Origin of the sequence: Flavobacterium sp. FlaQc-47 (assembly GCF_044006475.1) — a bacterium.
In the GTDB taxonomy this organism is placed as follows: Bacteria; Bacteroidota; Bacteroidia; order Flavobacteriales; family Flavobacteriaceae; genus Flavobacterium.
In genome coordinates, this window is sequence record NZ_JBIPCQ010000002.1 from 195,632 (window position 1) to 221,066 (window position 25,435).

Below are 25,435 nucleotides of genomic sequence, written 5' to 3' on the forward strand. Positions count from 1 at the left end.
CATTCGTTGAGGCGAATGGTTTTTTTTATTCCTTTTCTTTATTTCTAAGTTTATGGCTTTTCAATCAAAATACTAACCGCATTTCCACCAAAACCAACAGCATTAATTAAAATTCTTTGAATCGATTTCGTCTGATTTTGTTTTGTTCCAAAAGGTACTCCGATAAAAGTATCATGCTGAAACATTAATAGCGCCAGTTCTACACTCAGTATTCCGGATGCTCCAAAAGTATGTCCGATCTTCCATTTGTTTGTTGTCAGTAAAGGCAATTGAAATCCAAAAACTTTTTCGATGGCACGTAATTCCGTTAAGTCCCCTTTTATGGTTCCGGGAGCGTGCATGACAATAACATCGATACTTTGCAAATCAACATCTTTCAAAGCCATTTTCATAGATTTCTGAAAACAGGTTGCTTCCGCAGAAATTGAAATATTATGCTCTAAGATTTCCGTTGCATATCCTACTCCTGTAACGTAAGCAATTGCATTTTCCTTTTCGCCGGATTCTAAACAACAAACTGCCGCACCTTCGCCTAAAATCATTGTATTCTGTGTTTTTTCAAAATCAAAAGCGAGATTCGGCCAAAGTTCATCGTCCTGATTAATTCTGGAATATATTTTTAAAGCACGCATTTGAGCAATCGTAAAATTGGTTAAAGGAGCTTCACTTCCGCCCACCAAAAATTTATCCGCCATTTCGGATTTCAACCAGGCAACACCATTTAATACTGCATGAAGTGCCGTTGAACAGGTTATGGAATGTGAAATTTCAGGACCATTGCTTTGTAAATCGTGCGCTATCCAGGAAGAAATATTTCCTAAAGTAGTTGTTGGAGAAGCCAGAGTTTGTGCTTTTCCGGTATCAAGATATTCTCTATAATGTTTTTCGAATAAATCTGTGGCACCGCGGGAGGAACCAATATTGATTCCGAAGATATCATCTGAATTCCATCCTGCCTGTTGAACCGCTTTTCTGGAAGCTGCTATAGCAAATAAAACCGAATCATCTAAAAACTTATATTTAATATCCGATTCTCTTAAGGCAGCTATAAGCTGCGTCGATTCGGCATCAAGACAAGCTACGGAAGTTTCCTGCTGATCTAGAAACTGCTTGGAAAAACAATGTTGATGGTCAAGATATCTTTCCCAAATTCCTTCGGCAGTATTCCCTAAAGGTGAGATCGAAGAAAAAGCTGTTATAGCAATTTTAGTATTCAAGGTGATATTTTTTTATCAAAGTTCTCAAAAGTTTCTTGAAAATTGTCCACTGATCAAACAGATTAAACGGATTTGCACAGATTACAGTAAAAAAACAGCAAAAATCCGTTTAACCCGTTTAAAACCCGTGGGCAAAAAATCAAACCATTTCAATAGCTTCTTCAATAATAGAATATATTTTTTGAAGCTGTTCATTTGTCGTAATATAAGGCGGAAGAATATAAACAATATTACCAACCGGTCTTAAAATCACTCCTTTTTCAATAAAGAAATTATAGAGTTTATTTCGCATAGAACCATAATAACTTTCCTGAGAATCTGATTTGATTTCAACTGCAAAAATAACGCCCAACGTTCTGGCGGTAATTACTTTTGAATGGGTTTCAATTTTCTGCTGAAAGATTAAATGACTTGCATTGATTCTTTTAATATTGGCTTGCATTTCGTCTGTTTGCAATAAATCCATACTGGCTAAAGCTGCGGCGCAACCTGTAGGATTCGCCGTAAAAGTATGACCGTGAAATAATGCTTTATTGATATCATCATCATAAAAAGCATCAAAAACATCTTGCGTAAAAGTCGTAATCGCCATTGGGATTGTTCCTCCGGTTAACGCTTTTGACAAACAAACCATATCCGGATTTTCAGCCACATAATCCATTGCAAAAGTTTTTCCGGTTTTGCCAAAACCCGTCATCACTTCATCAGCAATTGTCAATACTTTATTTGCTGCACAAATCCTGATCAGTTTTGCTAATGCTTCCGGTTCGTACATCACCATTCCGGCAGCGCCTTGCACTAAAGGTTCAAAAATAAATCCGGCGCAATTATGATTTTGAATTACTTCTTTTAAGGCATCAAAACTTGCTTGCTCCTGCCCTTTTACCGGCACCGGAATCCGAACCACATCTATAAACATTCCCTGAAAAGCCTGTGTATAAAAGGAGATTCCGCTTGCTGCCATCGCTGCAAAAGTATCTCCATGAAATGCATTTTCGAAAGCAATTATCGTAGTTCGTTTTTCGTTTTTATTGAAGAAATACTGCAATGCGACTTTTATAGCCACTTCAACAGCAGTTGAACCATTATCCGAAAAGAAGATCTTTTGCTGATTTTCAGGCAAAATTTCCATTAGTCTTTCTGCCACTTTTATCGCTGGCTCATGTGTAAAACCGCCAAACAAAACATGCTCTAAGGTTGTCAATTGTTTGTAAATCGCATCAGCAATAAATGTATTACTGTGCCCAAACGGATTCACCCACCACGAAGCTATTGCATCTATATATTCCTTTCCGTTTTCATCCCAAAGCAAAGCACCTTCGCCTCTTGAAATTGCAATTGGAGCTTGTGCCGTTTTGTGTTGTGTATAAGGATGCCAAAGGTATTGACTGTCTTTTTCGGTTAACGTCATCTGGTATAAATTGTAGATTTCTGATTTTAGATTTTAGATTCTTGTAATTCGAGAAGATTGTCTCTGAACAAATCAGCGTATTCTTTTATTACATTTTGATCGAAATAAGGTTCCTGGTCAATTCTGCCAATTAATTTTATTCCGGTTTTATTCAGAACAATACTTTCGGTTGATTTGTTTTCGCTTCCGCTGAAGATAATTCCCGAAACTTGCAAACCTTGATTCCTGATCGCTTCTATCGTTAATAAAGTATGATTGATGCTTCCTAAATAATGTCTTGAAACTACAATGATTTTGTAATCGGGCTGAATTAAATCTATTATGGTTTCACTTTCATTTAACGGAACAAAAATTCCACCTGCGCCTTCAATCACTAAATGATTATCGGTTTTGGGTTCAACAATTTTCTTTAAATCAATTGTTATTCCATCTATTTCTGCTGCTAAATGCGGACTTGCCGGCGTATTTAATTTGTAAGCATTGGGATAAAATTGGGATTTGGCACTTGGACTTTGCTCAGTAGGACAGCCTAATAGTTTTTTTACTTTATCACTATCAGAGTTTTCTAAATCTCCCGCCTGAATCGGTTTCCAATAATCCGCTTCTAAGGCTTCAACAATAATTGCAGAAGCTATCGTTTTACCAACATCGGTAGAAATTCCTGTTACAAATATTTTCATAGCTTGTTTGTTTCACAAAGATTCACAAAGAAAAAACGCAAAGACTCGCCAAAAAGGCTTTTTTGCTTTGTGCCACTTTGTGTTTTTTCTTTGTGTATCTCTGAGTAATGACTTTGGCAAAAATACCTAAAAAACAAAACCCATCATTACGATGGGTTTGATTGTTTTTATTCTTCTTTTAATTCGTCAATAACTTTTTTGATTTCTTTCGCATATTTTCCATAATAAAAACTCACCCACCACTCTGTCAAAACACCAATAAGCAACATTGTTATCATGAAAATTACCACTTTTAATACTAATTTTTCATTTTCAAAATTCCCATTTAAAATTTCGGTTGAACCAGGAGTTCCAAAAATCAAATAACCAGCCAGATAGATCATGAAAAAAGGAGCCAGTGCAAACGTAAAAGTTTTGTAAAGTTGCATATTAAGCCTAATATCATAATAGGTTTCATATAAACTGTCTTTCGTTGTTAATGCCGCTTTATCCAATCTCTTATAAAATAGAAAAAGCTTAGACAAATAGTAAATACTTATTGCCGCCACTATTCCGTATAAAAAATAATAAGGGCCTACGAATTTTGAAGGAAATTCATGATATAGTGGCAAAAAACCTATAATGATCAAAGCCAGAATCTGTCCAAAAAGTTCTGTGCGCAAATTTTTCCTAATTTTGTCCAAAGGCATATTTGCTGATTGTATTTTTTCTAAATTATTAGGAACAACAACATTATCCGTCTTTTCGTTATTCCATGCGTTTTGTATATCGTTAAAATCCATATCCCTGATTTTTAATTATTTCTTTTAATTTCTCTTTTGCCCTGTTTAATTTCACTCTTGCATTTCCTTCAGATATTCCCAGGTTTTCTCCTATTTCTTTATGTGAGAATCCTTCTAACTGATAGAAAATAATCGCTTTGTCAATTTTTTCCAGTTTTTGAACCGCTTTGTAAAAATGATCTATCTGACTTTCCTTTATATGCGAATCGCCTTCATCATCTTTAATATTTTCTGAAGCGATTTCGTATTTATCAACTTTCCTTTTTTCCTTTTTCAGGAAAACAATTGCTGTATTTACTGCAACGCGATACATCCAGGTCGAAAACTGACTTTCGTTTCTAAAAGAATCATACGATTTCCAAAGCTGACAAATAATCTCCTGAAACAAATCCTGCTGATCGTCATGATTATCCATGTACATCTTAGAAACTTTGTAGAGTATTCCTTTATGACTTTGGATCCTGTTTAAAAATTCTTGTTCTTTCTCTTTCAAAATAGTGCTAATTCATTACTGGTTTTACCTGATACCCTGCTTTTCTTAACAAATTAATTACTCCCTCTTCATGCGCCAGATGCGCTGCGCCAACTGCTACAAACAAACTTTCTTTTTTCATCATTTCAGGCAACACCTTCACCCAATTCTGATTTCTTTCTTCCAGCATATATTTTTTAGCTTTCGCGTTCATCAAATCTTCAGAAGTACTATTTGTGTATAAATCTTCCAGGTTTTCTGTTTTATAATCTATTCCCAATTGCGTTTTTTGTTCCGCATCAGAGTCTTCTAACATTGCTATCATTTCAGCATCAGAGTACGCATTTGCAAAACTTTCAAATTGCGATTTAACCGTTTCCAGTCCGTCAATTTTTAAATTTCTTTTCTTTGCTCTGTCCATAAACTCATTTTCATAAAATTTTACGTCAGTACAGCCAAAGGTTTTCATTGAAATAATACTCATAACACTCATTAAACTAAAAGCATCTACTTGTTTAACAGTCATTCCTGCCGACTTTCTTAGTATTGCATCTAATTTAGACAATTCTTCCGGTTTTAATTTTTTGCTTAATGGCTCCTTTCCTATCATAAATTCCTGCGCGTCTGCCAATTCTTTTGGATCATTAAAATTGATTTCAATCACTAATTTTTCTGAAGCATCAAAAGCTTTTTTAGTTTTTTCCGAAAGAAAATAATCTGCTGCACAAATCATATGAATGGTTCCATATAAATAAGAAGGTTTTGATAATCCGTTTCCTGATACTTCCCATAAAAGAGAATTTTCAAGTTTTGGAGATTTATCCTGTGCCTGGATTGAAGCACTAAAAATGAATGCTATTGCTACTACTGTTGATTTGAATAAATTTTTCATTTTGTTGATTGATTAATGTTATTAATTGATTGATTTGATGATTAAAACTCCTGTTATTGTTTGTTGTATTTTTCTTTTTTTACCGAAGCGAAAGTAGCGACAAGCAAACAAATAATGATAATAAAAAAAGAGGGATAAGGTTTACCATTTAAATGATGGCTGACCAAAGAATAAGTTACTTGTAATGAAGTTAAAAAAAGCAATACATTACAAATAAATTTTTTGATTGAAGTGATTATTGTTTTCATAATTATTTTGGTTTATTTGATTACGACTCGTAAGTAATCAAACATTCAAAACGTTACAAAAAAATCAAACTTTTTAAGAAATGAGGAAATATAAGCTTTCTAAGAAGAGAAATCTTAAATTTCGCAGAGATTCACAAAGAAAAAAAACACAAAGATTCTCAAAATTATTTTGTGCATCTCTCTAATTTTTCTTTGTGAATCTCTGTGGAAAACTATAAATTAAAATACAAAGTCTCTTAATAATTCTAAAATCTCTGTAATTTCTTCCTCTGAATTAAAACTATGAATACAAAAACGCAAACGCTCCTGTCCTTCAGGAACTGTTGGCGAAAGAATGGGTTTTACATCAAACCCTTTATCCTGTAATTGTTGTGCCAATTGTTTTACGCTTTCATTCCCCGGAACTATTGCGGATTGTATTGCTGATTTACTTCGAACAAACATTGGTTTTAAACCTAATAAGTTTTTCTGCTGATTGAACAACACAATGTTTTGACGCAATTTACTTATTGTTTCCTTTTCAGTTTCTAATTGCTGATACGCTATTAGAATTGTAGCAACAGAATGTGGAGATAATCCTGTTGTATATATAAAACTTCGGGCAAAATTTACCAGGTATTCTTTAAGTTCGATACTTCCTAAAATTACTGCACCATGACAGCCCAAACCCTTTCCGAAAGTCATTATACGGGCAAAAATTCTATTATGTAAATTAAGATATTGAATTAATCCTTCGCCTTTTTCTCCAAAAACGCCTAAAGTATGCGCTTCGTCAACGACTAAAAAGCAGTTGTACTTTTCGGATAACTCAACTAATTCTTCTAAGTTCGGACTATCACCATCCATAGAAAAAACTGTTTCGGTTATAATATAAATATTTGTATCAGAGAATTTTAGAATAAGTCTTTCTAAATCTTCAAAATCATTGTGACTGAATTTATACGATTTGGCATTTGACAATAGAATTCCATCGCGAATAGAAGCGTGACTTAATTCATCATACAATATAACATCATTTCGTTGCGGTACAGCACTAAAAAAGCCCACATTGGCATCATAACCCGAATTAAAAATTAAAGCCGATTCAGCTTCATGAAACTCCGCAATAAACGTTTCTGCAATTTGATACACAGTATGGTTTCCGGAAATCAAACGAGAGCCTGTTGCGCCGTTTTGAAAAATTTCATTTTCCAGCAAATAAGCATGGGTTAACTTAAAAATCGATTCGGATTTTGAGAATCCAATATAATCATTGGAAGAAAAATCTATTAAATTATTAAACACAGGTAATTTCCTAAGCGAATTATGCTGCTTACGAGTTTCAAGCTTTTGAGTCAGATTTTCGGGTAATTTCATAAAAGCAAAGTTATGAAATTGAAGTTGATATTAAATAAACAGCGGGTTTGATATCGCCCGCTGTTTTTAATTCATTCTTTAAATTGTGCTTATAAAAGGCGATTGTCTCTTGTATTTTGAATCAATCATCTCTGCGGTCATAAATTTTGCGATGTAAATAGCGCTGATTTTATCTCCCAAACAATCTTCAATGTTAACCGAAATCTCCGTACTTACATCTGTAAATTCAATAAAAGGAACCCGAACTTGCGTCCAGTTTACTTTACTTTCAACCAATAAGTCGTATGCTTTTTGTCGGTCTTGCTGAATTACAGGAAAATTGGTCTTCATCCAATCGGTTGCCATTTGAGTTTTGGAACTTTTTTTATCAAATGGCGTGTCGATATTTAATCCCGCCAATAAAATATAATGGTGAATTCCGTACTCCTTCATTACATTCAGGATATTATTAGTTGCCTTACTTGCCACAAGAGGTTCGTCTTTCCGTTGTCCGATTGTACTCAAAACTGCCTGACAATCTTTAAGCAATAATTTTATAGATGTTAAGTCAAGGGCATCGCCTTTGATAATTTCAATTTGTTTATTTTGAATCGGGAAGTTTTCCGGATTTCTCAGCAAAAGTTTTATGCTGAATCCTTCTTTTAACAACTGGTTTACAAGATAATTTCCAGTTCTTCCGCCACCGCCTAAAACGGCAACTTTTTTTATATTTTTCATATTTATTTCTTTATAAAATTTGACATAGATAATTTGCGTTTCATCAAACCGATAAAACGAAATAATAAAAGCTTACTGAGCTTTTATAAACGATCAATATTTTATAAAGAGATTCTAATAGTCCAAATATAAAACAAAAAAAGCCAGACATTGCTGTCTGGCTTTTTAATTTATTTTGAAATTGCCTTAATCAACTAATACAATTACTTTATTGTCTTTCATCTCGATAGTTCCTGACTGAATCTCTAATGTATAAGTCTGGTCGTTTACTCTCGTGAATTTACTCGCTACGTCTTTAGAAAAATTGAAATTTGAAGCTGCAATTTTTACAGTTCCTTTTTCCAGAATAGAAACAATAGGAGCGTGATTATTCAATATTTGAAAGCTTCCATCAACTCCAGGCAATGTAACTGACGTTACTTCTCCTGAAAATAATTTTGCTTCTGGTGATACTATTTCTAAAATCATCTTTTTTTGGGTTAGAAGTTATTTGTTAAAGGTTAGAAGTCCAAACAAAACGTTTAACTTCTAACCTCTAGCTTTTAACTTTATTTTTATGCTTCAGCTAACATTTTTTCTCCAGCTTCGATAGCATCCTGAATAGAACCTTTCAAGTTGAAAGCTGCTTCAGGAAGATGATCTAACTCACCGTCGATAATCATGTTGAATCCTTTGATAGTATCTTTAATATCAACCAAAACTCCAGGAATACCTGTAAATTGTTCCGCTACGTGGAAAGGCTGAGATAAGAAACGTTGAACACGACGTGCTCTTGATACTGATAATTTATCTTCTTCAGATAATTCTTCCATACCAAGGATCGCAATAATATCTTGCAATTGTTTGTATTTTTGAAGAATCTCTTTTACTCTTTGTGCACAGTCATAATGCTCAGCTCCTAAAATTTGAGGAGTTAAAATTCTTGAAGTAGAATCTAACGGGTCAACCGCCGGATAAATACCTAGCTCAGCAATTTTACGAGACAATACAGTTGTAGCATCTAAGTGAGCAAACGTTGTTGCCGGTGCCGGGTCAGTTAAATCATCCGCAGGAACGTAAACCGCCTGTACAGATGTAATAGATCCTTTGTTTGTAGATGTAATACGCTCTTGCATAGCTCCCATCTCTGTTGCCAAAGTTGGTTGGTATCCTACTGCAGAAGGCATACGACCTAAAAGTGCTGATACCTCAGAACCTGCTTGTGTAAAACGGAAGATGTTATCAACGAAAAACAATACGTCTTTCCCTTGGTCAGTTCCTGCTCCATCACGGAAATATTCAGCGATAGATAATCCTGAAAGTGCTACACGTGCACGAGCTCCAGGAGGCTCATTCATTTGTCCGAAAACGAAAGTAGCTTTAGACTCTCTCATTCCTGGCATATCTACTTTAGATAAATCCCATCCTCCATTTTCCATAGAGTGCATGAAATCATCACCGTATTTTATAATTCCTGACTCTAACATCTCACGAAGCAAGTCATTTCCTTCACGTGTTCTTTCTCCTACTCCTGCGAATACTGAAAGTCCACCGTGACCTTTTGCGATATTGTTAATCAACTCCTGGATCAATACTGTTTTACCAACACCTGCACCACCAAACAATCCAATTTTACCTCCTTTTGCATAAGGCTCAATTAAATCGATTACTTTAATACCTGTGAATAAAACTTCGGATGAAGTTGACAAATCTTCAAATTTAGGAGCTTGTCTGTGAATAGACAAACCGTTTTCTCCTGTTTTTGGCAAGTTTCCTAAACCATCAATGGCATCTCCAATTACATTAAATAATCTTCCGTATACATCCGGACCGATTGGCATTTGGATTGGATTTCCTGTTCCAACTACTTCATATCCTCTTGACAAACCGTCTGTAGAGTCCATAGAAATGGTACGAACAGTGTTTTCTCCAATGTGAGATTGCACTTCTAGAACTAATAATGTTCCGTCTTTTTTAGTGATTTCTAGTGAATCATAAATTTTTGGAAGTTCAACATCCTTACCGTTGAAAACTACGTCAACTACTGGTCCAATGATTTGAGCAACTTTTCCTATTACTTTTGACATTACTTATGTATTTATTAAATAGCTATTTAGGTTTATCGAAAATACCTCTTTTTTCAGAGCGCAAAGATAATTTTTTAAAATATAAAATCAATATTTTTTTTATAAAAAATACTACGAATATGTTAGATTCATAAAAGTAACGCTTCAAATAACTAAAACAGTAATTTTTATAAAAATAAAAAAAGCCACTCCATTTTTAGAAATGAGTGACTTTCTTACTAAAAAAATTGGCATTATTGTATTGTTAACGGATATTGAATTGGATATAAAGCCAAATCAACATGACGTAACGTTGATCCGTATTTTGCATTAATTGCATCAATAAAAATATTAGCAATCAATCCATATCCTCTGGCACTTGGATGAACTCCGTCAAGCGAAAATGCTCCTCCAACCGCATAAGAGGAAGTCATTGTAAAATTACCAAAACGAATTCCACCGTTTGAAAGTTGCGCCAAAACACTTCTTGTATCGACAAAAGCTAATCCTTTTGCTTCTGCTGCCGCCGCAATAATTACATTATAAGCATCTGTTGCCGTTTTAATTTCAGCAATTTCAGCTGGAATCAAAACATGTTTATCCTGTAACGGAAATGATATTCCAAATGCATTTAGCGGAAATGCAGGAGCAATCCCTAAACCAGAATTAGCAGCCGTTGGCGCTGTGCCAATAGCATCTTTTGTAGTTAATAAAATTAAGTCTGTGGTTTTAGCTTGCCTTGCCTGACCAAATATCGCACCATAAGCACCTGCAGTCTGCGGTCCTAAAGTTGGCGTAAATATTGCTGCTAACTGAGCAGCCAGATTAGGCAATGTTTCATCCTTTATTAACAATGGACTCGTGGCAGTTTCAGATAATAAATTAATTCTGTCTCCCGCACCAAGAGCTGTTAAAGCCTGCTTAAGCGGACCGTATAATTGGGCATTTAGCAATTTAATAGTTCCCAAACCAACTGCTTCATTATTTTTTCCGATTGATTTTGCCGTAAGCGGATTATATGGCACTGTTGTAAAATGAGGCAATGTTGTGATGTAAGGCAAATTTGCAACGACACCTTTTGCGCCATTTGCCGTTAGGGTAGTAACAAGCGTATTGTAAGCAAAATTAAAAGTTGCTGTAGGAGTAATATCGTCTCCCAGCACCGGATCCTGAGATGTTGGCACACCTCCATTTGTTGCATAACCCAAAACATCATTCCCCCCAATAAATAACGAAAAGAATGTAGGTGCCTGCGCTACTGCATCTGCCAAAACACTTGTAGTTGGCGATGAAGCAAAACGTGCAAAATATGGATTTGCCGTTGCAGGAGTTGCAAAAACACCAGCCAGATTACCATATCCAGGAGCAATTAAATGAAAACTTTTTGCTCCCGGAACGCCCAGATTGCTAAAAGAACCCGTTAAACGAGACGTTATTGAAGTAGCTGAAACTCCCGGAACAGTTGCAGGTGAACTTGTTGCTCCTATAAAAGTAAGCCTTACTGGAAATTTAGGAACCTGTACTCCGCCGGAAGAAAACCCTCCAATATTATCCAGCATTAAGGGAGTTGTAAATGCTCCGCCGCCAGCCGCCGCAAATTGTTGTGACAATATATTAGCGTATGAATTACTCTGCCCTTTTGCAAACAAAGCACCATCACTGTACCCGGCAGCAAAAGAATCTCCAAGTGCTATATATTTTGTAAAAACTGCTGATCCTGCAACAACAGGCACTTCGGCAGAAGTATCACTATCATCATTATTACATGCTACAAAGGTTAAGGAAACCAATAATAGCCATTTCATATTTTTTATCATCTTATTAAGTTTAAAATTATTAACTCTTTCTCATTTGAAATAATCAAAAGAAAGAAACCTGCTTCATCACTACTTTTAATAATTATGGATTAATTGTCCAGGAAACAAACCATTGCTGACCAATTGCCCCAGCTCCTATTACCTGAAGATAATCAGACCCGAAAAGATTTGTTGCTCCAACTTTAATTACTGATTTCAATTTTGTGAAAGCATAATTTATCTGAGCATCAAGAACTGTATTTTCCGGAACCATACCATCTCCAAAAGAAGATTGCCATAAATATTCTGTATTCCATCTCACATTAACATTAAAACCTAAATTTTTAATCACTTTAGCATTTCCAAGAGATGCTTTGATTCTATGTTTTGGCGTATTAAAACCTGCAATAAAACTTGGATCATCTGCCTGATTGAAATCGAATTGTGCATAATTGTAATTAGCGCCAATTTCAAAATCTTTATATATTTTTTTAGACAAACCAATTCCAAATCCTAATGAAGAAACCTGAGCAGTAGTATTTGTATAAATCTGATATACTCTTCTGTCACCAAATGCCAAAGCCTGATAAGTTTGCTGTACCGAAGGATTACTTGCATCTGTGCCTACGGTTCCGTAATAAGGCGATATCACTCTTGATGTATTCATGAAATCGTTATAAATATTATAATAAACATTTAAATCTACCGATAAATCATTTTGAATCACAGAACGATATCCCGCTTCAAAAGCCTGAACCTGTTCTGGTTTTACTAATCCGATATTAGCCACTTTAAGATCAGCAGGATTAGCCGAAGCCGCAAAAGCCTGAACCGAAGCTACTGTATAAGCATTGCGATAAGCATTTTGACCAGACATACCAATAGTTGCCGGCTGACCCGCTATCGCTTGTCCTGCAGCACTTACATTTACAGTTTCCTGAAAACGATCTAAATTTTCCGGAGCCGAACCAATTAAAGCGAATGGCCCTAAATCTAAACCAATATATTGATCTTGTGTTGTTGGATTACGAAAACCTGTCTGATAAGACAATCTGAAGTTATGTCTTTTTGACTCTCCGGCAGAATACACAAACGAAACTCTTGGAGAAAGGTTACCGTCAAAATTCTGACTTTTATCATAACGCAAAGATCCTGTAAACTTCAATCTGTCGTCCATGAATTTTTTGGTCAATTGCCCGTAAGCTCCATATTCTCTGTAGCTAATTGGCCCATCATAATCTGTAAAAATAGTTCCCTCAGAATCCATTACATATTCTCTCCAGGAACCACCAACCTGAATTTCTGCCCATTTAATCATATCTCTAAAATTATAATTCACATCTGAATGATATAATTTAGAATGATCTATAAATTTAGCACCCTGAGTTAAATCAGGATTAGAAATTACTGTTGCAAGCGCATTATTAAATTGCGCCGAACCTGGTTCAAATCTAGGCAATCCTTTCGATGCAGGAATAAACGAAAGTGGCGCAGGAAGCACATTATAGTCGGCAAAATTTCTTGCAATTGCAGCAGACTCGTTTGCATTTGTTCCCATAACAGCACCAGAAAACTGATATGCTGTCGCATAATTCGTAAACCATTCCTGATCAGATTTTGCAGCTCTGTTGACATTCCATGCAGCAAATCTCATATCATATGAATTTCCCGCATCTTCATCTGTAGCATAAACTCTTGCAAAAAAGTTTTTCCCTTTTACCTCAATTTTACCTTGCTGCATCATGAAATCCTTCAAAGCATATCTGTTTGCACCTTGATAAATCGTACTTCCAAGACCAATTTTATATTGCAGGATAATTTCTGTTTCATCTGTCGGTTTAATATGAGCAGAAAAATCAGCCTTTATATTTTTTACTTTATTATCTGTTATATCCTGTTCACGATATCCGGTTCTGCTCACTTGCCCCACATTTGGGATAAAAGTAGTCACCTCGTCACCGTAAATATTTAATCCGTCATAATTTTGATTATTTGCATGACCTACAGAACCTCCGGTCATACTTCTCGTATCGGCAGCAATCCATTCTGTTGCTTCCATGTATGTAAAGTTGGCTTTTAATGCAAAATATTTTGTGAATGCTTTTGCAGCTCTTATTCCAAAATCATTATAATCATTCGTTCCGGCTGCTTTTTGACTTGTTTGCCCGTATTTGTAGTATACACTAATTCCTTCATTTGTAAAAGGACTTTTACTGTTCATAAACAAAATACCATTAAAAGCATTCGCTCCGTAAAGCGCCGAAGAAGCACCTGGCAAAAGCTCGACATTCGCCACATCTATATCCGAAATTCCAATTAAATTTCCCAACACAAAGTTCAATGCAGGAGATGAATTATCCATTCCGTCCACTAGCTGCATAAAACGTGTATTCGCTACAGATGCAAAACCACGAGTATTAATAGATTTAAACGAAATACTGCTGGTATTGAAGTTCACCTCTTTTAAATTCTCCAAACCATCATAAAAAGTAGGCGCGGTAGTATTCCTGATTTCCTGAATTCCCATTCTCTCAATTGTAACAGGCGATTCAATTACCCTTTCAGGAGTTCTTGAAGCAGAAACAACAATTTCATCTAGTTTTGTTTCTTCATCTTTCAAAATCACATTTACTTTTTGACTTGCCGATGTAACATTGACCGTTTTAGATTCAAATCCCACCGCTGTTACTTTAAGCGTAAGCGGAAGTTTGACAGAAGTACTTAACTTAAATGTTCCGTCAAAGTCTGTTGAAGTAGCACTTCGATCTCCTACAACACTTACATTAGCACCGGGGATAGATTGTTTGTTACTATCAGTAACAGAACCAGTAATTGTATTCTGCGCAAAGGTTATTCCGCTGAAAAACAACATAATTAGTAAATATACTCTCATTTAGGTTTGTTTTTGGTTAGTTTATCTAGCCAAAATACAAATAATTTTGATATTAATAAAAAAATGTTAAAAAAAATAAATATAATATATAATTTTAGTTACAATTTTAACTATTCATCAATTAGTTTTATTAAATTAAAATCAAATATCAAAGTCACAAAACACTAAATACTATGCATACATATTATTTTTAACCAAAAAAATAAGGATTTAATAAAAATACATATCCCAGAAAAAAAATATGACAATAAAAAAAGCGAGACCTAAAATCTCGCTTTTTTAACATTACTATTGATCTTGTATCATTTTTTACTGACTTCTACTTTTTCTAATCGATTTTTTAAATCGATAATTTGTTTGTTCTGCTCAATCATATAAAGCGTCATTTCCTCCATCTTCTTAAGTAAATTCATATTCATTTCTGCCAGCATTAAACCATTCTTTTCTATTTCCAGAGCTGATGGTATTTCGGGTAAGTGACTGTTTTCTTTGATATATTTTTCAACTTCCTGCAATGACTTTAATTTATAATCGTTCGCAAAAACATAGTCCGGAACTTGTCCTGCGTTTAATGTTACTTTTACTTCCTGAGCATGAATGTTTCCGGCAACAGTAAGTTTTGAACCAGGGTTTGTTGTGCCTATGCCGACGTTGCCATTTTTTAAAATCCTAATAAAACCATAGCTATCACGAAAACTTGCTGCTTTTAAATCTGTAAAATCTCCTGTTTCTTCAGTATATCCTGTTTCAATTATTGAGGTATTTTTCCATGCAGAATTACCGATTGACAATTTAACTCCGTGATTATTTCCAACTGAAAAAGGAGAAGTTGATTGATATGCATCTACAGATAAAGTACCTGCTATATTTTGATTACCCGAAAAGTTATTATTGCCAAGTGTAGTCGCGATTTCGTTCCATGAATTCCAGACACCAACACCGTTATTTGCGTCAGCATTTCTGGTTCGAAATGAGATACGGTTCAAGCCATAATCAGCACTTATCTGACAATCATAACTATTTCCAGCACCTCCAAAACTTATTAGTGCACCATTCCAAGGTGTTCCTGCTTTTGAATATGAAAATGTACAACCTCCTTTAAAATTATCTGCTGCATCAGGAGCTGATATAATATTTGTAGGATTTAAAGTTTGTGCTTTAGCTGTTATTACAAAAAGTAATGCAATTGCGAAGCTTATTACTATTTTATTTGTTTTCATTTTTTTTATTTTTATTAATTAATACAATCTACCTTACATTATAACAGCGCGGCAGTTTTTGTGTTTGAATACTTTATTATTGTTTATTGTTTTATACTTAGCACATATTCTAAAAATTATCCTGTCAGGTATTTTTAAGAATACTTTCTACAGGCAATTTTTATAAAGAAATAGAACCCAAAGAATACTATTAAAATTAATGTGGCTATTCTGAGCTTTGGTCCGTCCTGGAAATCAAAAAAATCTCTAATTCTCATAGTTTTGAATTTAAAAGTTAGTTCCCGTTTTATGTAAAACAGAAATTTAGTTCGTAATAGAGTTATTTGTGGTATTGTGAAATGTGGTCATTATAATCGATGAAGATGGGAAAACATCGATATAAGCGAGGCTATACCTCGCAAACACAATCTATATAAATTATAAAAAGTGCACTGGTATTTTAATTATTTCCTGTTCACTGACATGAACTTATCTTATTGGGATTTGATAAGGAAAATTATGTGGTATTGTTGTCTCTCTAAGAGCTGTTGTATAAAATATTTTAAGTCTTAAATTCTAATCTGTGCTCACAAAGTTGAGCACTTTACCAGGAGATCAGATAGACACTAAAATATCAATTTCTGGATTAACGTTATAGTCACAAAATATAGAATTAAAGAACTTATAATTATTGCGAATACTTTTAGGTATTTAGCAATCAAAGTTCCTTCTTGTCTAAAAACATTATAATTCATCATGGTAGCGAACAACCCTATAACAGCTCCTATAACACCCCCAAAAAAAAGTAACAAGATTGGAATTCCACCCAAAACATATTGAAACCATTTAAGTTTTTCAGCTATATTAATTTTAACCCCATTAATTTCTAATGTCGGAATTGGGTCAGGAAAAGTTTGTTTTGGAAAAGCTTTTAAAAATTCACCATTAACTTTTGGAATAAGAAATGGTTTACCTTTCTCTTTTGATTGTTCCAATTGCTTATTATCCATAAACAATTTTGATCGACCTGTCCAAATTGATACCTCTAATAGAAAATTTGAATCTGGAAAATCCGGTAATTTAAAATGATGTTTTTTAATCTTATTTCTTTTAGACTCAATAGTCGTATTGGCATTGTACTTTATATTGCTTTCATTCATGGGTAATTCAAAACCACAAAGATTACAATATTTAGCATTTGTGCTAATTGCCTGACAATAATTACATTCAATTTCTTTCATTTTTATAGTATAAATTCTAATTATTATTTAAAATGACAGCCCTATTATATTTGGATAACGCGGATTTAAATCCGTGCCCAAACAATTGAAACTCTCTTGATTTAATAATATTCTTAACGTCTTTCTTATCGAAGCGGTTCATTTCCATAGAATCCCCGCTCCCGCACGAATCCTTTCGTGTGGCGCAACAGCTAAATCTCTAAAAATTACAACTCATCAATAAGTCTTTTATGACCTGAATAATCAATAGCACTATCACGTAAATAATCTTGAGCTTTATAGACTTACTATAGCAAACCCTAATCCTTACTGCCACACGAAAGGATTCGTGCGGGAGCGGGGTATCTTAAATTAATTTTGAACCATTAGAATATTGATCCATAATTTCAAAACTTATATATTTACATTTAATCATGAAGTCAGAATTTATATTCTCAATAATTCCGGAACTATAAATTAAAGGAAAGAAGTCAAATGTTATTATATCATCTTCTTGTTTCATCAAAATCTCATTTAGAATTAAACTAGATGAATCCCTAATTTCGATGAATCTGAATGATATAATTTCTATAAATTTTAATTTAACTATTTCATAATCTCCTTCATTGTTCTCAGCTCTTAAATAAACTTCTACGATACCTTTATCAGACCCGTTAGGATTTAAATACCGCTTATAACTAATTTCCGAAATTACTGCATCTGAAAATCCTTTATATTTTTCTTTTATTTTTTGTAACATATTTTAAATAAATTAATGATTTAAATACTTATAAGGAACTAAAATTGGTTCAACATGATTAATGAGAATATGACCACTTCCTAAATCCCCCCGCTCCCGCACGAATCCTTTCGTGTGGCGCAACAGCTAAACCTCAAACATTCTAAAAATCACAACATCATCACTAAGTCCTTTTTGACCTGAATAATCAATAGCAATACCATAGACATAATCTTTGGCTTTATAAACTATATACAGTAAACGCTAATCCTTACTGCCACACGAAAAGATTCGTGCGGTAGCGGGGAATTACATTCCTTTGTTAACTTACACAACTATCTGATTTATTTACTTAATTCATCCAAGAATTCAAGAAAAGTGTTTGAAATCAAAATTGGTTGATGATCGTAAATCTCCAAGAAATCAATCCCAACTATTGTACTTTTATTTTTATCAAAAGCATATCCATAGTTTGAACCATTTGTTCCAAAGAAAAATAAGTTTTCACATTCTATGGAATCTTCATAATACGGGTTAAGTGCAACAATATCGGATATCTTCCAAAGGATAAGAAAATTTACCTGATTTAAAAAGCCTTCTGCCCCATTGAATATCTTATATAATTCAAAAAACTCTTTATCAATGTTAAAATCAATATTTGAAAAAAAAACATTTAATTCATTTAATTCTGGTTCAGCATTCTTTTGAAAAGAATCTAAATATTTTAAGATTTGACTATTCATAAATTTATTATTTTTTTAAATTTTGCTGTTTTAATCAAAATTTGTTAAAAGCACGATGTTCCTCAGGGGTTAAAAATAGTTTATTGGAGAAATCAGTAGGACTTCCCCGCTCCCGCACGAATCCTTTCGTGTGGCGCAACAGCTAAATCTCAAACATTCTAAAAATTACAACATCATCAATAAGTTCTTTTTGACCTGAATAATCAATAGCAATACCATAGACATAATCTTTGGCTTTATAAACTATATACAATAAACGCTAATATGCTTACTGCCACACGAAAGGATTCGTGCGGGAGCGGGGGAGCGGCGGGACACGAAAGGATTCGTACGGGAACGAGGTTAAAATTTAATTTTAAAATCTTCATGAGTATCTACAAATATTTTAAAATCCTGATTAGTCTTAATTGGAAAATCACCCAGCAGAATACTTTTCTGGGGATCTTTTTTATTATACGCTACAACAAATTTATCATTAGTATTGGGTGAATAGGGAAGTTTATAAAATAACATATCATAATTATTTACATAACGAATATTACCTACAATATAAGAATATGTAATGGAACTTCTACCGACATTATGACCGATTGTCCCCCTATTGAAATAAGCTTCTACATTACCAATAGAGAAGTCATAGTCTCCTAAAGAATTTTCAGCCTTACTTTTATTTATTTTATTAGCTACTAATAGCACTATCAGACTAAAAATGAAAATAAGAATATGATATTTTTTATCCATAACATTAACCTTTAAATTTATTTTGTGAAAAATTATAATTATATTTTTGCGGAATTACTGTTCGTTGTGGAACGAAAACATTTGTAGAAGGAATTACTATATTTTGAGGCAAATTTCTAATTGGGACTGATTTTAATTGTAATGATTCTAAAATAGGTTGATTTTGTTTAATAACTTCAATGGACACTTTTGTTGGGTTATGCGCTTTCATCCCCCCATCTAAACCTCCTAATATTGCTCCCGAGACAATATTCACGGGATCTGTAGCTGCTTTAAAACCTGTACCCATATCACCAGTTAAAATTGATGTGGTTATAAAACCAGACATCATTCCACCTAAGGTATTGTTTATTGCCCCTGTTAAAATTGGATTATTCAAATTAAATATGCCATTAGGAAACATTAATCCCATACCTTGTCCAACACCCATAGTTAAATAGCCCCCCACAAGTCCACTTGCTGTACTTGTCAAAGTGGTTGACATATCATCACCATTAATTATAGAATTACTTAAATTTTGAAATCCTGCTGCCCAAACAACTCCATAAGGACCTCCATAAACCGTTAATGCACCCGATACAACTCCCGTACCGGTATATGCGACAAATTTGCCCCACTTAATATCGGAAAACTTGCCTGTTCCTCCTGTTATCTTATCCCAGTTTTGATAAACATTAACTGCTGCACTAACTAAAATAATAGCTCCAACAATTAACGGTATAAACTCTCCACTTTGGTCAGTATAAACTAAAGGATTATTCCAACAATACCCATAACGATTAAAATTCTGAGTATTAAATGGATCCTGTACAAAATTATCCGGCTGTAAAAAACGATGCAATTTAGGATCATAAATACGACCGTTCATGTTAATGAGCCCTACACTCTGCAAATGTTCGTGACCTGTAAAACCTCTGTCTAATACCGTTAATCCCGCCAGTACATTTCCTGCACCATCCTGCACGCTTATAATGGCTCCCCAGGCGTCAAACAATCGTTTTTCTACAACTGAACCCGCCTGATTGGTTATCGCGACAATTGATCCCTGATAATCCCGCTGTAAATATAAATAATCCTGCGTTGTTCCGTTGCTTCTTAACACGATTGGTGCTGTATAGCCATCACCGCCAATGTAAGTTATAAACTCAAATACACCCGTATTTGTGTTTTCCTTAATTTCCATACTGCCATCAGCAGAATAATATTTTTTTAATGGTCTTTCCTGTATTTTTTCCTGTAAACCTCCGTAAAACATGGCGGTACGGCTATTGTCATCATTGTATAAAAAACTTATTTTATCAATGTCTTTATCTTCAATTTGTACGGGACTCTTAAACGCATTATAGGTAATAATTTGTCTGGGCTTAGCTGTGTAATACGACAACGACTCCGGCAGAAGCGCAATTGCTTCATTTTGATACGGTTTTTCTTTTGAGTACGTATACGTTCCCAGGCTGTTTTGCGTAATCCTGCCCTGATCGTCATACAATTGTTTTTCCTGTACTCCCTGAGCATTTGCAAATTCGGTCAAACGATCCTGTGCATCGTAGGTAAAGCTTTCGCTTCTGCCAAACAAACTGTTGCTTCTGCTGGTCAGATTGCCTTTTTTAGCATCAAAAAGAGTGTTCAATGTCAAAATATTTACTGAACCGGAGGTTCTGTCATATTTGAACCGCGAGGCTAAACCATAAGTATCATAAGTGTTTGTTATTGTTAATGGACCGCTTTCAACACTAGTAGACTGACCCCTTGGATCTGTAGTGTTGACTTTCCATAAAATTGCATTTGTTTCGTTGTCTAATAATTGTTTAAACAACCCATTTGTATAAGTCTTTTTAATTGTTTTTGAACTCGATTTTCCGCCAGCTTCTGCAGTTGAAGTTTCGGTATACGGACGCCCAAAACCGTCATAAGTAAACATTTTTGTAAATACTGCGTAAGGTGATGTCTCTACCGTTTTGCTAATTCTTTTTGAAGCATCGTAGGTAAATGAATTTAGTATTGTATTTGTTGTATTAACTAAATCTTTAAACTCAGTACTAATCAATAACTTACTTGATGCATCATACTCATACGTGGTACTTGTATTTGTAAGTGTACCATTGATTGTTTTGCGCGTGACTTTACCGGAAACAGGATCTAAAATATAAGTTGTCATTCCGTTTGGCGTGGTTTCGCTTGTTGTTTCTCCAAAGGCGTTATAGGCATAGGTATAAATACCGGCAGATGAATCATTAAGTTCTGTTTTTCGTCCCCAGCCATCCTGTTTAATCGTGGTTTTTACACCGGCATAATCAGATTCCTTCAGGTTTCCGTTAGCAAAATAGGTATACCTAATTGTTCCACCCGGAGTATCTGTCATGGATACGACATTGCCTATTGCATTTTTGACGGAAGTTTTTGATTTTGTCCCGTCATTTACTGTTGTAGTAAGTCCTGAATATAAAATATCGGTAATTTTTCCGGTAGCCGATGTACTTTGTTTTACTCGGCCATAAACATCATATTTAGTCTCGTTCCACGGACCATAATAGGAATTAAAATGCGGTTCACTCGTTTTATAATTTCTGTCGTGAATATCATAGAAATAATCAGTATAAGAAAAAGATCCCGTTATAGACCTAAATCCTTCCTGTACTTTTCTCCCTAAATCATCAAATGTTTCTACATTTTCTCCACCACCTGCTGGTAATGTTCTCACTATTGTTAAAGAACCATTGCGGCTATAGGTATAAGAACTTCTATTTTTTAAATAATCTATTGTTGCAGTTTTCTTAAACCAGGAATCATATAAATAAGAAGTTGCTAATCCATAAGGGTTTGTTTCAGAATCTAGCAATCCATTATTTGAATTATAAACAAATGAGGTCGATAATCCTTCGATATCGGTGCTTTTTGCCAAAAATCGCCCTGAGGGATCATATTCATAACTTGTAACTCTTGGGGTAAGCCCAGATGCTGTTATTGTTTTCTTAGTAATGTTACCAAACGCATCATATCCATTGTCTTCTGTAATATAATCTGTATTGGTTCCTTTTTTCTTAATTTGAATTAATAAACTGTTTTGATAAAAATACAATTCTTCAGATGTCATTACATCACCGGAAACGGTAACGCTTTGATTTTTACTTTTAGGTCTTCCTATTATATAAGGCGACGCTGTAGAAGTAATATATTCTACATCTGAAACGGTTGTCTGAATTGTAGTGCCGGATTCTTTTAAATAAGTAGTCGATTTTAAAGGATTATTATTGTCATCATAAACTACTCTGGTTTCTGAGCTTGTATCGTCTAAACCATTAAACTGTTTGGTGCTGGTGTTTGTAATTTTAAAAACCTTGTTTGACAAAAGTTCACTTTTGTACTCTAACCTTGATTTTGTTATATAATTAATGGGGGTATTTGAGGCATTATTAGCTTCTTCATTTATTTTGGCCGAAAATGTACTACCTGGTAATATCCATGTATCCGGTTTTAAAATAATACTTTGCGTCGCAACTAGATGATCTGTTCCTGTTACGGTATAATTACCATCTTTAATAATTACACTATCGATTGGATTGTCTGTCACTCTTAAAGGATCGTGCATTCCTAATACAGTATAATTTTCAGTATTGGCACCTCTTAAAGTGATATCATTGCGTGAAATACTTGAAATGATAGCATCATCACGATCGTACCAGTTGGTTCTTACCGTTGATCTGAAACCTAAAAAGCCTAAGCCTTCAACATTAGATACGGCACCATAATAGCTAAAAGATTGTTTTTTAAGGACATCTGCACTTCGTCTTTCAAGTTTTGACACTACCTGAAAGCCGGGCGCAACCAGAATATCAAAATTGGGATATTTTTCTACATAAGCACTTCCTGCATATATTTTATTATACTCGTATCTTAAGGGTTCATAAGTAATTGCTTCTTCGACTTTATTTCCGTTAGTAATTTTTCTCACCAAAACATCTTGCCTGAGATCTTTTGGACTTGTAAATGATTTAATCTTATTATCGAAGATTATACTGTATTCTAAATTTTGATTTACCTGATTATGATTGGTAAATATAGGTATAGCGTTTCTGCCAATTCCAGTAGTTTCATGAGCTGCAATAATCAATGAAAATTTAACCTCAAAATTTGTAACGGTCTGGTTCTCGTACAAAACCAATCTTGTTACTATAGGAGATCCCGCCTTACCAAAGATTCCGTCCCTGGAAGCCGTTAAATTTTGTTGACATAAAATATCTGTTTTACCATCCCCATTGTAATCGTTAGTTATAAAAGTATAATCAATTAAGCTGTAGGCATATCTTTCGACACCGTCCTCACCCTGCACCTGCATATATTTTTCAAAGGGAGATCGAAACGGGATTCCGATAACAGTATTTATTTTATTAAATGAAACACCTGTAGCAAGAAAAAAGTTCCAGCTGTCTTTATCTAACTCATTAGGTATTACAAAATCTATTTTTCCATCACCATTGAAATCCCCCATTAAAATTTGCTTGTCTAAAACAAGTGCTTCATCAGCCTGGGTGAACAATAATTTAAATTGCTTATTATTATCCAATTCATAAACGGAGATTTTCCCTTTGTCAAAAACATATAAATCTAATTTGCCATCTCCGTTAAAATCAGCAACAATAATTTTACTTTCTTCTGTAATCGCAATATAACCAGCCTGATTTACGAAATTTGCACTTACTCTTTTATCCAGATTAACAAAATAGGTTTTACCTCCATTATAGGTCTGAGCCATTGTCATGATACAATCTTTATTGATATAATAAGTAAGTGGTTTTTCTATCACTACAATATCAGTAAGTCCATCACCATTAAAATCGCCGCTAACATAGATTTTAGCAATGTCTTTTTCCACACTTCCGTCTTTATATTTGGGCGGATTTGCCGTTACATTAGAATTTGTATTTTGAGTTTCAGCAGCTTTTAGCATGGGCTCTGCTCCACCACAAGGATAAATGTAACTACGTGTAAATTTTGGAAATATATATAGTTTTTCATTATCCAGAGAAACTCCTGTAGCCCCTTTAATATAAGTCGCAAAACTATTAGGTTTAACCACTGTCCAGGCTTGCCCGGGAAATAATTTATTGTCAGAATTTAAAGAGGTTACAGGAAAAATTTCTTCAAAAGTACCTACTGACTGCTTAATGCTGGAATTGAAATCTGCCGCAATTTTTGTATATAAGCGATATTCCTTTTTTTTGTTATCTCCCGTTTTAGGATATAAAATAAGATCGAGCTGACCGTCACCATCAAAATCACCTGAAACATATTCTGTATTTGTATAGTCAACGCCTGCTATATCAATTGTTCCGGAATTTTTAACTTTTAACGCATCATCATTTGTTTCTGCACTATATTCAAATACTGTCGGGTTATAACTTTTACTTTTATCACCACTTTTTTCCGTTATACTCGTTAACCTTTGATACCCCAGTGATGTACTATCATAACCCAAAGAATAATTTCTAAAGCCAATATTATTACCAGTAACTTCTATTCCATCAAGGATAATGTCCCTAACGATACTCTGACCGCCAATATAAACTTGTTCTGGTCTTTCTTTTTGTTTATATAGAAACTTAATCTGATTTATAGGTGCTGCATTGCCTAACGCACCATAATTAATACTCACAATACTTAAATTATTATTCGTTAAATAGTAAGAATAACGTATTCTAATGCCCTGAGGATTTTCCCATTGGGTAATTGCCCAGTCAGTAATAGAACGAGAATCTGCTGAATTGCCATAATATGCCTTTGATCCATCCGGATATTCTACTATAAAATAAGCAGGTCCATAATTTACCCCACTGGAATGAACACCAAAAGATGTTATTTTTATATTGGAAAAACTTTCTGTTTCGTATACTGTTCCATTAGATCCATAAATACCACTTGTTCCGGTTTTAACCATTAATCGCTGACCATCAAACGCAAAACGATCTAAAGAATCAAAATCAACAGGATCAATTATGCCGTCATGAAATTGGGTAGATGGAATTCTGGTAATGGAGGATACGCCCGAGATGTTCCATCCATAACCTGCAGCACCATTGCCTCCCTGGCTATTATAAACTAAACTTATTTGTGGAACGATTCCATTAATTCCGGGAGGAACTGCTATAGGAACTGCATAATTTGCTCCACCCGATAAAGAAACAGACAATTGCCCTTCGGTAATTCCTACCTCAGAAGAGGTTTGTGCAGAAACCGCGCAACTTACAAACAAAAATAGTATGCTAAAGTAAAAATTCTTCATATTG

The 25,435-nt window shown here is 34.3% G+C and carries 19 protein-coding genes; all 19 read right to left on the reverse strand.

Features of this window, described 5'->3' with window-relative positions:
- Positions 1-50 precede the first annotated feature (50 nt).
- Entirely contained in the window at positions 51-1,217 is a 1,167-nt protein-coding gene (locus tag ACHRVX_RS06850) for a beta-ketoacyl synthase N-terminal-like domain-containing protein (RefSeq protein WP_395330587.1), read from the reverse strand.
- Positions 1,218-1,356: 139 nt separating this feature from the next.
- Positions 1,357-2,628: an adenosylmethionine--8-amino-7-oxononanoate transaminase gene (gene bioA / locus ACHRVX_RS06855; RefSeq protein WP_395330589.1), complete on the reverse strand. Its 1,272-nt coding sequence runs from the start codon at positions 2,626-2,628 to the stop codon at positions 1,357-1,359.
- A 26-nt stretch (positions 2,629-2,654) separates the two neighbouring features.
- Positions 2,655-3,308: a dethiobiotin synthase gene (gene bioD, locus ACHRVX_RS06860; protein WP_395330591.1), complete on the reverse strand. Its 654-nt coding sequence runs from the start codon at positions 3,306-3,308 to the stop codon at positions 2,655-2,657.
- A gap of 167 nt (positions 3,309-3,475) precedes the next feature.
- The gene (locus ACHRVX_RS06865) at positions 3,476-4,090 is read right to left on the reverse strand and encodes a hypothetical protein (RefSeq protein ID WP_395330593.1); all 615 of its coding nucleotides are present in this window, start codon (positions 4,088-4,090) and stop codon (positions 3,476-3,478) included.
- Positions 4,080-4,583 carry an RNA polymerase sigma factor gene (locus ACHRVX_RS06870; RefSeq protein WP_395330595.1) on the reverse strand — a complete coding sequence of 168 codons (504 nt, stop codon included), beginning with the start codon at positions 4,581-4,583 and terminating at the stop codon, positions 4,080-4,082. Before ACHRVX_RS06870 ends, ACHRVX_RS06865 begins: the two co-directional genes overlap by 11 nt.
- 7 nt (positions 4,584-4,590) lie before the next feature.
- Positions 4,591-5,454, reverse strand: a complete 864-nt coding sequence (locus tag ACHRVX_RS06875) for a TraB/GumN family protein (protein WP_395330597.1) — start codon at positions 5,452-5,454, stop codon at positions 4,591-4,593.
- Between the two features lie 53 nt (positions 5,455-5,507).
- Entirely contained in the window at positions 5,508-5,702 is a 195-nt protein-coding gene (locus ACHRVX_RS06880; protein ID WP_395330599.1) for a hypothetical protein, read from the reverse strand.
- 219 nt (positions 5,703-5,921) lie between these two features.
- On the reverse strand, positions 5,922-7,058 hold the full coding sequence (locus ACHRVX_RS06885) for an aminotransferase class I/II-fold pyridoxal phosphate-dependent enzyme (RefSeq protein ID WP_395330601.1): 1,137 nt from the start codon (positions 7,056-7,058) through the stop codon (positions 5,922-5,924).
- Between the two features lie 78 nt (positions 7,059-7,136).
- Positions 7,137-7,775: an NAD(P)-dependent oxidoreductase gene (locus ACHRVX_RS06890; protein WP_395330603.1), complete on the reverse strand. Its 639-nt coding sequence runs from the start codon at positions 7,773-7,775 to the stop codon at positions 7,137-7,139.
- A gap of 186 nt (positions 7,776-7,961) precedes the next feature.
- Complete coding sequence (locus ACHRVX_RS06895) at positions 7,962-8,243, reverse strand: F0F1 ATP synthase subunit epsilon (RefSeq protein WP_395330605.1); 282 nt, start codon at positions 8,241-8,243, stop codon at positions 7,962-7,964.
- An 86-nt stretch (positions 8,244-8,329) separates the two neighbouring features.
- A complete protein-coding gene (gene atpD / locus ACHRVX_RS06900) occupies positions 8,330-9,841 on the reverse strand; it encodes a F0F1 ATP synthase subunit beta (protein ID WP_089481317.1) in 1,512 nt (503 codons plus the stop codon).
- Positions 9,842-10,074: 233 nt separating this feature from the next.
- A complete protein-coding gene (locus ACHRVX_RS06905) occupies positions 10,075-11,637 on the reverse strand; it encodes a G-D-S-L family lipolytic protein (RefSeq protein ID WP_395330607.1) in 1,563 nt (520 codons plus the stop codon).
- An 82-nt stretch (positions 11,638-11,719) separates the two neighbouring features.
- Positions 11,720-14,509 (reverse strand): carboxypeptidase-like regulatory domain-containing protein, encoded by a 2,790-nt coding sequence (locus ACHRVX_RS06910; protein ID WP_395330609.1) that lies wholly within the window; start codon positions 14,507-14,509, stop codon positions 11,720-11,722.
- Positions 14,510-14,811: 302 nt separating this feature from the next.
- Complete coding sequence (locus ACHRVX_RS06915; RefSeq protein ID WP_395330611.1) at positions 14,812-15,729, reverse strand: hypothetical protein; 918 nt, start codon at positions 15,727-15,729, stop codon at positions 14,812-14,814.
- Positions 15,730-16,334: 605 nt separating this feature from the next.
- The gene (locus tag ACHRVX_RS06920) at positions 16,335-16,949 is read right to left on the reverse strand and encodes a hypothetical protein (RefSeq protein ID WP_395330613.1); all 615 of its coding nucleotides are present in this window, start codon (positions 16,947-16,949) and stop codon (positions 16,335-16,337) included.
- Positions 16,950-17,295: 346 nt separating this feature from the next.
- Positions 17,296-17,688 (reverse strand): hypothetical protein, encoded by a 393-nt coding sequence (locus tag ACHRVX_RS06925; RefSeq protein WP_395330615.1) that lies wholly within the window; start codon positions 17,686-17,688, stop codon positions 17,296-17,298.
- Between the two features lie 323 nt (positions 17,689-18,011).
- Positions 18,012-18,410, reverse strand: a complete 399-nt coding sequence (locus ACHRVX_RS06930; protein WP_395330617.1) for a hypothetical protein — start codon at positions 18,408-18,410, stop codon at positions 18,012-18,014.
- Positions 18,411-18,752: 342 nt separating this feature from the next.
- Positions 18,753-19,151: a hypothetical protein gene (locus ACHRVX_RS06935; protein ID WP_395330620.1), complete on the reverse strand. Its 399-nt coding sequence runs from the start codon at positions 19,149-19,151 to the stop codon at positions 18,753-18,755.
- Positions 19,152-19,155: 4 nt separating this feature from the next.
- Positions 19,156-25,431, reverse strand: a complete 6,276-nt coding sequence (locus tag ACHRVX_RS06940; protein WP_395330622.1) for an FG-GAP-like repeat-containing protein — start codon at positions 25,429-25,431, stop codon at positions 19,156-19,158.
- Positions 25,432-25,435: the final 4 nt, after the last annotated feature.